Annotated in this window: 10 protein-coding genes and 1 pseudogene; 9 read left to right on the forward strand and 2 right to left on the reverse strand. The window is 55.9% G+C overall.

Translation table 11 applies throughout. The features are described 5' to 3' along the window. Window positions 1-245 precede the first annotated feature (245 nt). Together AC0TNJ_RS16585 and AC0TNJ_RS16590 are read left to right on the forward strand one after the other, a co-directional pair. Window positions 246-920, forward strand: coding sequence for a hypothetical protein (locus tag AC0TNJ_RS16585; protein WP_122001073.1), 675 nt, complete (start codon window positions 246-248; stop codon window positions 918-920). A gap of 269 nt (window positions 921-1,189) precedes the next feature. Continuing rightward, a complete protein-coding gene (locus tag AC0TNJ_RS16590) occupies window positions 1,190-1,750 on the forward strand; it encodes a cytochrome b (RefSeq protein WP_473771728.1) in 561 nt (186 codons plus the stop codon). A gap of 5 nt (window positions 1,751-1,755) precedes the next feature. On the opposite strand, the gene AC0TNJ_RS16595 is transcribed toward AC0TNJ_RS16590, so the two are convergent. Continuing rightward, window positions 1,756-2,208 (reverse strand): nucleoside deaminase, encoded by a 453-nt coding sequence (locus AC0TNJ_RS16595; RefSeq protein WP_122001224.1) that lies wholly within the window; start codon window positions 2,206-2,208, stop codon window positions 1,756-1,758. 162 nt (window positions 2,209-2,370) lie between these two features. Between AC0TNJ_RS16595 and AC0TNJ_RS16600 the strand changes: the two are divergent. From AC0TNJ_RS16600 to AC0TNJ_RS16620, 5 genes and pseudogenes are all read left to right on the forward strand, one after another. Next, a pseudogene (locus tag AC0TNJ_RS16600) lies at window positions 2,371-4,140 on the forward strand (pseudouridine synthase). Next, on the forward strand, window positions 4,121-4,684 hold the full coding sequence (rsmD, locus tag AC0TNJ_RS16605) for a 16S rRNA (guanine(966)-N(2))-methyltransferase RsmD (protein ID WP_473771729.1): 564 nt from the start codon (window positions 4,121-4,123) through the stop codon (window positions 4,682-4,684). Before AC0TNJ_RS16600 ends, rsmD begins: the two are co-directional and overlap by 20 nt. 85 nt (window positions 4,685-4,769) lie before the next feature. Beyond that, complete coding sequence (locus AC0TNJ_RS16610; protein ID WP_473771785.1) at window positions 4,770-6,308, forward strand: M16 family metallopeptidase; 1,539 nt, start codon at window positions 4,770-4,772, stop codon at window positions 6,306-6,308. Between the two features lie 11 nt (window positions 6,309-6,319). Next, window positions 6,320-7,660 (forward strand): M16 family metallopeptidase, encoded by a 1,341-nt coding sequence (locus tag AC0TNJ_RS16615; RefSeq protein WP_473771786.1) that lies wholly within the window; start codon window positions 6,320-6,322, stop codon window positions 7,658-7,660. Between the two features lie 11 nt (window positions 7,661-7,671). Beyond that, the gene (locus AC0TNJ_RS16620; RefSeq protein WP_473771730.1) at window positions 7,672-8,547 is read left to right on the forward strand and encodes a patatin-like phospholipase family protein; all 876 of its coding nucleotides are present in this window, start codon (window positions 7,672-7,674) and stop codon (window positions 8,545-8,547) included. A 64-nt stretch (window positions 8,548-8,611) separates the two neighbouring features. On the opposite strand, the gene AC0TNJ_RS16625 is transcribed toward AC0TNJ_RS16620, so the two are convergent. After that, window positions 8,612-10,459, reverse strand: coding sequence for a monovalent cation:proton antiporter-2 (CPA2) family protein (locus AC0TNJ_RS16625; RefSeq protein WP_473771731.1), 1,848 nt, complete (start codon window positions 10,457-10,459; stop codon window positions 8,612-8,614). 203 nt (window positions 10,460-10,662) lie between these two features. On the opposite strand from AC0TNJ_RS16625, the gene AC0TNJ_RS16630 reads away from it, so the two are divergent. Then, window positions 10,663-12,006, forward strand: a complete 1,344-nt coding sequence (locus AC0TNJ_RS16630) for a TldD/PmbA family protein (RefSeq protein ID WP_473771732.1) — start codon at window positions 10,663-10,665, stop codon at window positions 12,004-12,006. Further along, on the forward strand, window positions 11,993-12,790 hold the full coding sequence (locus AC0TNJ_RS16635; protein ID WP_473771733.1) for a 3'(2'),5'-bisphosphate nucleotidase CysQ: 798 nt from the start codon (window positions 11,993-11,995) through the stop codon (window positions 12,788-12,790). Before AC0TNJ_RS16630 ends, AC0TNJ_RS16635 begins: the two co-directional genes overlap by 14 nt. Window positions 12,791-12,830: the final 40 nt, after the last annotated feature.

Below are 12,830 nucleotides of genomic sequence, written 5' to 3' on the forward strand. Positions count from 1 at the left end.
CATTCGCGCGAAGTTGCTCTCGGCATTTCGCGTGCCGGGAGCTTTAGAAACGGGGTTGCAAACTTCCCTTCGAACATGGTGAAATAGCGGTTAACATCGGATTGCCGCATGGGTTGCACTCATGTACAAGGCAGTCCTCGGATAATTTCAAGATCTGCCTTGGAGTTGCCGGTTTTTTCAGTCAAGGCTCGTCTGAGCAAATCTTGGTGAAGATAAAACCGGCAGGCGTAAAAGAAGTGGCGCTAATGAAGATTGAAGGACGAGTTCTGGTGCTTATGACAGCCATAGCGGGAGTTTCGCTATCTGGCTGCGTGTCTTCGCCAACCTATGGAACCGACAAAACGGCAGGAGCGCAGCTCTTTGACGATGTGTCGAATCTGGCGAGCTTCGGACAGGGTAAGAACAAGAAAGAGCGGATTGACTACAAGCCGCGTCCCGATCTGGTCCGCCCGGCTCCGGGTGACAAGGGCCAGCTGCCTGCGCCTCAACAAAGTGTTGCCAGCGCTAACGATCCGAATTGGCCGGAATCGCCGGAACAGCGCCGCAAGCGCCTCCGGGACGAAATTACCGCGAACCGCGATGATCCGAATTTCGTATCTCCGGTCGTTCAGGATGTGCCGGTAGCGTCCAATATCCAGGCGGCATTGCCCCGCGGCAATAGCCGCCGCGAAGACTATGAATCCCGCACGCCGACATTCGATCCGGCAAAGGTTGCAGCCTACAAGGCAGCGCGCCAACAGCAGGTTCAGGGGTCTTCCACGACGCGCCGCTATCTCAGCGAGCCGCCGCTTGCTTACCGCCAGCCTGCATCAACCGCTGCTGTAGGTGAGCTGGGTACAGATGAGGCCCAGAAGGAACGCGAGCGCAAGAAGGCGTCCGGCAAGTCCAAGGGATGGCGCGATTATCTGCCCTGGAACTAATATTGAATTGGTATTCCCAGAAAAGCCGCAGCAATTAATCTGCGGCTTTTTGTATTTGAGAGTAATGTCGCGGCGGTTTGATTCAGTTCGAACAAGGGGTGTTTGGTTAGTCTGTAGGCCGGTATCTCTTCGTTATAGAGTGTGCATTTTATCATGCTCACTCTATTGTTAAATTTTTTTAATGTTCTTTTGACGTTTATTTGATTTCAATCAAAGATCAATTTTCAATAGATCGTATCATATTAGATCTAGGTGTAAGGTTTGATTATATGAGCAATGTGAATAATTTTTTAGATAGTCGTAGTGGATATGGACTGCTCAGCAGAGTGCTCCATTGGTCGATGGCTTTATTGTTTCTATGGCAGTTTATGTCTGCCATTCTTCGTATCTTTGCCAAGAATACGGCAGTTTATAATTTTTTCTGGTCTGCGCATCACCAGCTTGGTTTTGTGCTTCTGATGCTTGTCCTGCTGCGCGGTATCTGGGGATTGTTGAATATTCACCGCCGACCGCATAAGCAAAGCCTCGCCGGAAAGCTCGCTCTGTTGGGTCATCTTGCAATTTATGGACTGATGTTCACAGTTCCAGCGGTGGCTCTGCTGCGTACATATGGCAGTGGGCGAGGCTTCGCGTTTCTTGGCATCCAGATTTTCGAACAGACAGGCGTGCAAAATGCGGTTCTGACTGCTCCGGGCAACGCGTTGCACGGTTTGCTGGGATGGGTTTTGCTGGCCGTTATTGCGGGACATGTTCTGATGGCGCTTGTCCATCATTTCGCGCTAGGGGATGATACGTTGCGTTATATGACCGGCCGGAAAGTGTTGAACTGAACCGTTCAGCGTTTCTCTCGAAAGAAATCCCTCAGGATCGCTTGGGCCTCGCCTTCGGAGAAGCCTGCATAAATTTCCGGTACATGATGACAGGTGGGCTGCGTGTAAAAGCGCGGCCCATATTCGATGCCTCCCCCTTTCGGATCGGAAGCGCCGTAATAGAGGCGACGTATGCGGGCGAAAGAAATGGCGGCCGCACACATCGCACACGGCTCCAGCGTTACATAGAGATCGCAATCGACAAGTCGTTCCGATTGCAGCGCCAGACCTGCTTCGCGGATTGCAAGCACTTCAGCGTGTGCGGTTACGTCGTTGAATTCTCGTGTACGGTTGCCCGCCTGTGCGATGATCGAGCCCTGATGCACGATGACCGCACCAATGGGGACCTCACCGCGTGCACTGGCAGCGCGCGCTTCTGCTAACGCGACCTCCATTGGAGCTGCCACATTCCGGTTCATGGCTTCGGCACGCTTTTTCACGCCTGTTCCACTTCGTGCATTCTTTCAGAAATTTCGCTCGCAAGCCATGGAGTGATTTGTTACTGCATATTTCTCGAAATCGAAACCGATTTGCGAACGGATTTATACGGCGTTCCTGTTTCCGGCTGTCCCTTGCCTGTCATTAAAGGTGTAGGGTGACACGGCAGCGCTGCTGAAAGGCCATATCAGATGACTAAAGACGACGACAACAAGGACGGCAAGCGTCCGCATGGCCGTGGAGGACGCTCCGACCGTCCCGGGCGGACAGACCGTGACAAAGACCGCGAAGGCCGTCAGCGCCGCGATGATGCCGGGCGCGACAAGTCGCGCAAATTCGGGCCGCGCGATGTTGAGGGTCAGGAAGAGACGAGTGAACGCATCGCCAAGCGTCTTGCTCGCGTTGGAATTGCGTCGCGGCGCGAAGCTGAAACGATGATCGCGGCCGGACGTATTGCAGTAAACGGCAAGGTACTGGAAAGTCCGGCCGTCAATGTGAAACGTACGGATGTCATTACGGTCGACGGCAAGCCATTGAAGCAGGCCGAACGCACCCGTCTTTGGCTTTATCATAAGCCAGCAGGGCTCGTGACGACAAATCGTGATCCGGAAGGTCGTCCAACGGTCTTTGAGGCGCTGCCTGCGGAAATGCCTCGCGTGCTGTCGGTTGGGCGGCTCGATATCAATACCGAGGGGCTTCTGCTGCTGACCAATGATGGCGGCTTGTCTCGAGTCCTTGAGCTGCCGTCCACCGGATGGCTTCGCCGCTATCGCGTGCGTGCTCACGGCAAGGTCACTCAGCAACAGCTGGATGATCTGAAGAACGGCATTGCCGTGGATGGCGTGTTCTATGGCAGCGTGGAAGCTGAACTTGAACGTGTTCAAGGCGCCAATGTCTGGATTTCCATCGGACTGCGCGAAGGCAAGAACCGCGAAGTAAAGAACATTCTCGGCGCACTGGGGCTTACGGTCGGCCGGCTTATCCGCGTTTCGTTCGGCCCGTTCCAGCTCGGCGACCTTGAAGAAGGCGCGGTGCGCGAAATCAAGGGGCGTATCCTGCGGGATCAGCTCGGTGACAAGCTTATCGAGGAATCCGGAGCAGATTTCGATGCGCCGGTTTTGAATGAATTTTCCAATACGGCGGTGCAAGGGCGCACACGCCGCGAAATGGAAGAAGGCGAACCAGGTCAGGAAGGCGAACGTCGCCGTCAGCCGCGTGAGCGCGAATGGATTTCCAGCACGGGGGATCGTCGCCGCGGACGCGAAGACAAGACTGAAAAAGTCGAGCCGCGTCGTCGCGGAAATGCCAATGTCTGGATGGCTCCGGGTGCACGCCCGAAGGGTGAAAAGGCAGCCGCAAAGTCGGCGCGTGTCGAGCATCAGCTTCCGCATCGGTCGGCGAAGTTCAGTGGTGATCTGCAGATGCGTCCGCGCCGGGTTGGTGATGAGGACCAAGGGCGCGAAGAAGGCGGCGAACGTCGCTACAGCAAGCGTCCAGAAGGCCGCTTTGACAAGGATGCACGTCCATCGCGTCCTGATGCAAATCGCTCGGAAGAGGCGCGCCGCGAGCCTCGCGAGGATGGACGCAAGGAGCGCCGCCCCGGCAAGCGCGAGCGTGCAGAATTGCGTGACGCAGAGGGGCGGAGCGCGGAACGTGGCAAGGGTGGCTTTGAGGGGCGCAAATCCGGTAAACCGGGTGGGCCGCGTGGAGAAGGCCGGTTTGGCGCTTCCGACCGCGATACGCGTTCAGGCCCACGCAGCAGTGGCCCCGGCGGCAAGTCCCGCAATTTTGATGATGGTCCGCGTCGCGGCCCCGGAAATAAGCCGGGTGGCAAGCCAGGCGGAAAACCGGGTGGCGGCGGCAAGTCAGGCGGTGGCAGAAGTGGAGGCGGCGGTGCGGATCGTCGGCGGTAAGTTTCGTGGGCGTGCGCTCGTAACGCCCTCGACCAACGCTATTCGTCCTACCACCGACCGCACCCGCGAGAGCCTGTTCAACATTCTTGCGCACAAGTTCCCCGATAAGGTGGAGGGCGCACGCGTGCTCGACCTGTTTGCGGGTACCGGTGCGCTTGGTCTGGAGGCCTTGTCGCGAGGCGCCCGCTACGCGACCTTCGTGGAGGAATCTGCCGAAGGACGAGGATTGCTGCGCCAGAACATCGAGGCCTTCGGTCTTCAGGGGCACACGAAGATTTTGCGGCGCGATGCCTGCCAGCTGGGTATCGTCGGTACGATGGAGCCGTTCGATCTGGTCTTTGCTGATCCCCCTTACGGACGACGCATGGGGGAAAAGGCATTTTTGTCAGCACTCCAAGGCGGTTGGCTTAATCCTGACGCACTTTTGGTGCTTGAAGAAGATGGTGAAGCGGCGTTGGAACTGGATGAGCGATTCGTTGTCCTGGAAGAGCGTAACTACGGGGGCACAATCGTTCGGTTGATCCAATGCAAAGCCCCCAGTTGAATGAGCGGACGATCCTGTCCGCATGAAAGTTGATATGCTGCCGGAATGACCGGGTAGTAATGAAACCGATTGGAGATGTCGCTTGGTGAATAGCCCCTCACTCCGGCGCTTGCTATTATCCACCGCCCTGGGTTTCGTAATGGTGTTGCCGTTGGCAAGCGGTGCTGTCCGGGCGGATAATCAGCCCGCTCCTGCTGAAGCACAACCGGCAACGACGTCCGCACCAGCCGTCGAGCAGGAAACCCTGCCCAAAATTGCCCAGTCGGACGGTGTCAGTCATTTTTCTTTGCCAAACGGCCTGGAGGTGGTGGTTATCCCGGATCATCGCGCTCCGGTCGTGACCCAGATGATCTGGTATCACGTAGGGTCGGCGGATGAAGCACCCGGTGTTTCGGGCATTGCGCACTTCCTTGAGCACCTGATGTTCAAGGGAACGAAAAATCATCCGGCAGGTGAATTCTCCGCGAAAGTTGCCTCCATCGGAGGGCAGGAAAATGCGTTCACCTCCTATGATTATACGGCTTATTTTCAGCGCGTATCGCCCGAAGCTCTGGAAATGGTAATGCAATTCGAATCGGACCGGATGGAAAATCTGATCCTGAACGAAGAGGCCGTGAAAACAGAACGGGACGTTATTCTGGAAGAGCGCCGCATGCGGGTCGACTCGAACCCTGCGTCCATGCTCATGGAAAACACCGACGCCGTTCTTTTCTATAACCATCCCTACCGCAAGCCGGTCATCGGCTGGCAGCAGGAGATGGAAAAGCTGAGCCTCAAGAACGCTATCGATTTTTATCAGCAATATTACACGCCGAACAACGCGACGCTTATTATTGCCGGAGATGTTTCACCTGAGCGCGTACGCGAACTGACACTGAAAACCTGGGCAAAGGTACCGAAACGCGCCGAAGTCCTGCCGCGAGAGCGCCCGCAGGAGCCTGCGAAGCATGCGGCCCGCGTTGTGACGCTGCACGACGAACGTGTCAGCACGCCCTCATTCCGTGTGTCCTGGCTTGTGCCGTCCTATGCGAATGAAAAGCGGTTTCCGAATGTGAAGCCGGGAGATGCTCCCGCTCTGGATCTCCTGAGTGAAATTCTGGGAGGTTCATTGCGCTCGCGTCTTTATCAGGAACTGATCGTCAAACAGGGTATCGCCGCCAATACGGGAGCGAGCTATGGCGGCGACGCGCTCGATGACGGTACGTTCTCCGTTTATGGTGCGCCGCGCAATGGCGCTACACTCGGCGATGTCGAAAAGGCCGTGGAAGCCGAAGTCGCGCGGATCATCAAGGATGGCGTCAGTCAGACCGAGCTTGATCAGGCTCGCAATCGCTTCCTGAAAGCAGTTATCTTTGCGCGCGATAGCCAGGCGGGTATGTCAAGGATCTATGGCTCATCGTTATCGGTGGGACAAACGGTTGACGACGTCCAGAAATGGCCGGAGGTCATCAAGAGCGTTACCGTCGACCAGATCAAGGATGTCGCGACACGTTATCTCGTTAAAGACCAATCGGTAACAAGTTACCTGCTTCCACCGAATGCGGAGCCGCAAAGTGCTCGCGAGAACCCGAATGCATCCGCTGAAGGCGTAGGCGGCAACGGGGCGGGAGGAGCGATCCAGTGAAGAACATTCTCATGCTGAACTTCAAACGTGTTTTTGAGTCTCGCCATGCTCGGTCCGCTTTGGGCCTGTACGTGGCGACTATGACGTTGTTGGTTGTGTGCGCTTTGCCCGCACGGGCCATCCAAATTCAGGAAGTTGTTTCGTCAAAAGGCATTCATGCCTGGCTGGTCGAGGATGACTCGGTCCCACTTATTTCGATGCGGTTTTCGTTCAAGGGCGGCACATCGCAGGATCCTTCCGGCAAGGAAGGGTTGGCTAATCTGATGACGGGTCTTTTCGACGAAGGCGCGGGCGATCTGAAATCGGACGCGTTTCAGGAACGGATGGATAATCTGGGCGCGGAAATGAGCTTTTCCGCGACGCAGGATTCGGTTTCAGGCGGCATTCGCATGCTTGCCGAAAATCGCGATACAGTAACCAGTCTGCTTGCCCTTGCAGTCAATAAGCCGCGCTTTGATCAGGATGCCGTTGACCGCATTCGCCAGCAGGTCGTTGCCAGCATCGAAGCTTCGCAACGCGACCCTTCGACGATCGCATCGCGCAAGTTTTCCGAAGTTCTTTATGGCAATCATCCATATGCACGTCCCAACGACGGCACCGTGAAGTCGCTACAATCGATCACACGCGACGAGCTGGTGAATTTTCATCGCAAGAACTTTGCGCGGGACCGCCTGACAATCGGCGTCGTGGGGGCTATCAGCGCCAAAGATCTCGGTGGACTGCTCGATAAGGTATTCGGTGAATTGCCGGCAACGGCCGAACTGGTTCCCGTGCCTGATGCAAAATTGGCGCTGGGTACAACCACCAGCCTCAATTTTGATATGCCGCAGACCTCGATCAGCTTCGTCTATCCGGCTATCCCGCGCAAGGACCCCGAGTTCTTCGCTGCCTATTTGATGAACCATATTCTGGGTGGTGGCTTCACCTCGCGCCTTTATGCCGAAGTGCGTGAAAAGCGTGGCCTTGCCTATTCGGTCTCCTCATCCATGGTTATGCGCGACCATGTTTCAGCATTGATGATTTCGACAGCAACCCGACCTGATAAGGCGCAGGAATCGCTGAAAATCATCCGTGAACAGGTTGCCGCGATAGCTGCCGATGGTCCGACAGAAGCGGAGCTGGCCGCAGCCAAGAGCTTCCTCAAGGGATCCTATGCCGTCAACAATCTGGATTCTTCTGCGGCAATCGCCGAAACGCTCGTAAGCTTGCAGGAAGCCGAACTCCAGCGCGATTATATCGACAAGCGTTCGCAACTGATTGATGCAGTGACGCTGGATCAGGTGAAAGCCATTGCCAAGAAGCTGCTTGAAGCAGAACCAGCTATTCTGATCTACGGTCCAGCCCAAAGCTGAAAGGTGCCAACTTGGAAAAGGCAATTCCGTCTTCCCCCCGAATAGCCGTCGCTTTCGGCGGTGGTGGGGCGCGCGGCATTGCCCATATCCATATTGTTGAGGTGCTTGACGAACTGGGCATTAAGCCGGTTGCCATCGCGGGTTCTTCAATCGGCTCGATCGTAGGGGCCGGAATGGCCAGTGGCATGACCGGCAGGGAAATTCACGACTATATGGCGGCGATTTTCAATCGCCGCTCGGAAGTCGCAAGGCGCGTGTGGCAGACCCGTCCAGCGCGTTGGGTAGAATTGCTCAAGGGGGGGCTGCGTGTTAGCCAGTTCAATATCGAGAAGGTGCTGGACGTTTTTCTGCCTGTGAGCCTGCCCGCCAATGTGGAAGAGCTGAAAATTCCCATGAGTATCACAGCGGCAGACTTCCACGCCGCTCAGGAGATTCATATTCGCGACGGCGATCTGCGATCTGCGATCGCAGCATCCTGCGCCATCCCGCCCGTTTTCGCACCGGTACGCCGGAATGGTCGTATTCTGGTCGATGGCGGCTTGCTCAATCCCGTTCCCTTCGATTTGTTATTCGACGAGGCTGATATCGTTATTGGCATCGATGTTGTCGGGACCCCGGTCGGACCAGATGATTACATGCCAACCACATTTGAGGCGGTGATCGGTGCGAACCAGCTTACGATGTGCTCTATCATCGAGAATAAATTCCGCATTCGCCCGCCGCATGTATTCATCCGTCCCAACGTTGAACGAATTGGACTGCTCGATTTTCTGAAGTTCGAGCAAATCCTGCAGCAGAGCGCCGACATTCGTGACGAATTGAAGCGCGCCATAGAACTGGCGGTCGAGGGAAAAGTGGTGCCGATAAATTCAACTCTTGCAACTTGAATTTATCGGCTTCCTAGAGCGGTTCCTGCTTTTACGAAACCGTCGGAGCCGCTCTAACTGTTTGCTATTCCGCCGGGATCGGGGATCCGACCGTGTCGGTTGACGGTGAAGCGGACAGGATATCGTCCGTACCCTTGTCGATGCGCTGGCCTTCGCGGGTGGGCTTCACCAGAGGTTCTGGTGTGACCGGCTTGTTGAACAACAGGTGACGACCCGCCAGGATTCCTTCGGATGCCTGCACGTGGAGCCGATCCTCGTCGCGCTGACGGACGTCTTCGCGAATTCCGTAAGCTTGTGCTTCGGCCATGCCAAGACCTTCGAGCGTCCGCTGACCGAAAAGGAGACCGGACTCAAAGGTTTCTCGCAGTTCGTATTCAACGCCCTGAGCCCTCAATTGCAACGTATGCTCGCGGTCATAGGAGCGAACGAACAGCCGTACATCCGGGTATTCTGACTGTATGAGATTGACGATGTGGTTGGTCGTTTCCTTTTTGTGTGTACAGACGGCGACAATCTTTGCTTTTCGAATTCCAGCGGCTTCCAGCACGTCCTTGCGGGTGCCATCGCCAAAGTAAATGCGGAAACCGAATTTCCCGGCTGCACGAACACGGTTTGGCGAACTGTCAATCACGGTTACGTCGATACCGCCTGCAAGAAGAATCTGCGATGCAATCTGACCGTATCGCGAAAAGCCGATCATCAAAACGTCAGAACCTGCGCCCTCGTAGTTTTCCTCAATGACGTCGATAGTCTTGTCCTTGATCAGCAGCTTCGATCCGATCGCCACGGAAAGCGGCGTGAGAGCCATGGATACGGTGACAGCGGCCACAAGCTCGGAACCGAGAGCACTTGAAATGATGGCTGCAGCCGAGGCCGCAGAGAACAGGACGAAAGCAAATTCGCCTCCCTGCGGAAGAAGAAAGGCAATCCGCACCGCATCGTTATGGCTGGACCGGAAGATACGGCATAGTAGATAAATGATGGCGATCTTGGTTGTCATGAAGATGGGCACCGCAAGAAGAATAATCTTCCAGTACTGCAGGATCACCGTGAGGTTCAGCGACAAGCCGACCGCAACAAAGAACAGTCCAAGGAAAATGCCGCGAAAAGGTTCAATGTCCGCTTCAAGTTCGTGCCGATAGGAGGATTCTGCAAGCAGAACGCCTGCAATGAACGCACCCATAGCCATCGACAATCCGGCGGCTTGCAGCAAACTGGCCGATCCCAATACAACGAAGAGTGCTGCTGCAATCATTACTTCGCGAGCACCGGTGTTGGCGATAATGCGGAACATCGGGTTGATAAGATAGCGTCCGGCAACGACCAGCGCTGCGATGGCCGCGATAGCCGTGGCGAGATGGAACCCGGCACTTGCTTGTGAAGGCTCGTTCGGAGAGAGTGCCGGAATGATGGCAAGGATTGGCACGATAGCGAGATCCTGAAACAGCAGAATCGAAAAGGCCCGCTGGCCGTGCTTCTGGTTTGTTTCGGCCCGGTCTTCCAGAACCTGCATGGCAAATGCCGTGGAAGAGAGTGCAAGGCCGAAACCAATGATAACGCCTGCCTGCGGACTGAGGCCAGCGAAGTAGATGCCGAGGGCGGTCAAGGCGGCTCCGCAAAGCAGAACCTGCGCAGTGCCAAGCCCGAAAATCGAGTGGCGAAGCGCCCAAAGTCGCGACGGCTTCAACTCCAGCCCGATAATAAAGAGAAGGAATACAACGCCAAGTTCGGAAAAGTGTAGAAATTCCTCACCATCGGCGATGAGGCTGGCTACAGGGCCGATCGTAATGCCGGCGGCAAGATAACCGAGGACCGTGCCAAGCCCTAATCGCTTGAACAGCGGCGCGGCTATAATGGCGCCGCCCAAAATCATCAGACACTGTAGATAGAGATTTCCGCCGGTTGCAACCATGCCAAGCTCTTGGAATTTGGAGAAATGTGGAAGGGCTTGCCTTGAAGCCCTTTGATTTCGGCAATATAGAAACAAGATATGGCTGTAATCAGCCCATTGTCGAACAGTTTGACGATATTTTTTAACAAGTCCCGGTTTCTCCCTCGCCGAAAGTTGCGGTGCCCGGTTGAGCCGTGATATGCTTGGGAAACTCGGATTGTATAATGATTTCAGATAGTTCGGCGGATAATCTCGTTGATCGGGCAGCCCTTCTCGTAGCTGCAGCAAAGCGAGCTGGTGCCGATCACGCTGACGCGGTTGTGATGCGGGCGCGGTCTGTTAGCGTCTCGGTGAGATTAGGCAAGGTCGAGGGAACCGAATCGTCGGAAAGCGACGATTTCGCCTTGCGTGTTTTTGTTGGCCGCCGCATTGCCAGTGTTTCAGCCAATGCGGGCGCCGATCCTGACCGTCTTGCAGAGCGGGCTGTAGCCATGGCGCGGGTTGCGCCGGAAGATCCTTATGAGCAACTTGCTGATCCATCCCTGCTTGTGGCTTCGCCTCGTGACCTTGATCTCTTTGACCCAATGGAGATTGATTCCGAGCGCCTCACCCAGGACGCGCTTGCAACGGAAGCGGCGGCGCTGGCGGTCAACGGCGTAACGAATTCAGGAGGGGCTGGCGCTTCACGCAGTCTGGGAGGGCTGGTGCTGGTCACGTCCACGGGGTTTTCAGGGCACTACGCTGCAACGCGCTTCGGACGATCAGTTTCGGCTATTGCGGGCGGAGGTACAAAAATGGAGCGCGATTACGATTTCAGTTCGCGTCTGCATTTTGCTGATCTCGATACACCCGAGGACATAGGCCGTCGCGCTGGCGAACGCGCAGTGAGGCGGTTGGGCGCGCGTCAGGCAAAGACCGGGCCCGTTACAGTCGTCTTTGATCCGCGCCTTGCGCGCGGCATTGCGGGACATCTCGCAAGTGCGATCAACGGTGCTTCGGTCGCGCGAAAGACGAGCTTTCTTCGCGACGGTTTTGGAAAACAGATTCTGAAGCGCGGTATAAATGTTACCGATAATCCTTTGCGTGTGCGCGGTTCGTCTTCGCGTCCGTTCGATGGTGAAGGGATTGAGGGGCAGCCCTTGACGATGGTCGAGGATGGTGTTCTCAATCATTGGCTGCTTTCAGGTTCGAGCGCTCGTGAACTTGGGCTGCAAGGCAATGGGCGTGGCGTTCGCTCCGGTTCTGGTGTTTCACCTGCATCCACCAATTTTGCCATCGAGCCGGGTTTGCGGACAGCTGAAGAATTAATTCGCGCTGTCGGCACTGGTTTTTACGTGACAGAGGTGTTCGGGCAGGGCGTGGACATGATTACCGGCCAGTATAGCCGTGGGGCATCGGGGTTCTGGATTGAAAATGGCGAGATCACCTATCCTGTCAGCGAAGTGACGATTGCTTCGAATCTCAAGGACATGTTCCTCAATATGACGCCAGCGTCTGATATTGACCGAAACTTCGGGATGGCGGCACCGACGCTTGTGATCGAAGGCATGACCCTTGCCGGAAACTGACAAATATAAAGAGATTGCCAGCGATCTGGCGCTGCTGCGTGAGGCGGCGCGCGAGGCTGGTCGCATTGCGATGCGCTATTTCGGCCAGTCTCCGGAGGTTTGGCTGAAAGACGGCATGTCGCCGGTCAGCGAAGCCGATCTCGCAGTCGATCGCTATCTGAAGGGTGTCCTTTTGAATGCACGGCCAGATTATGGCTGGATATCGGAAGAGACTGTCGATGAACGGGTCGCTGTAAAACGCAGTCAGGCGTTTGTGGTTGACCCCATTGATGGCACGAGGGCATTTATTGCCGGACAAGATCAATGGTGTGTAAGCATCGCCATAGTCGAGAACGGGCGCCCTTTGGCTGGCGTTCTGGAATGTCCGGCGCGTAAGGAACTGATTGAGGCCGGCAACGGAATCGGTGCTTTGCAGAACGGTATCGCCATTCACGCCAGCCTACCGGGGCCTGGAGAGCAGATCGTCATTGCGTCAGCGCGCAATATGGTAACGGCGTTGCCAGAAAGCTGGCGAGATCGGGTAAAGATTCATCCATATGTTCCTTCTCTCGCATATCGCATCGCGATGGTGGCGCGAGGAGATATAGCCGGTACCTTCATTCGGCCAAATTCGCATGATTGGGATCTGGCAGCAGCTGATCTGATTCTGAGTGAGTCGGGTGGGGCGGTCCTTACGAGCGATGCCTTGCCGATCATTTATGGTGGTCCGACGTTAAGCCATGGTGCTCTCGTTGGTGCCAGCGGGAACCTTCTGCAAGAAATGTTGAGTGTTGTCGCGGGCTGACCCTTGGGTTAATCATGCCGCGAACCAAATTTGTTCAGGG

This window comes from Ochrobactrum sp. PL_is483, from assembly GCF_055816855.1.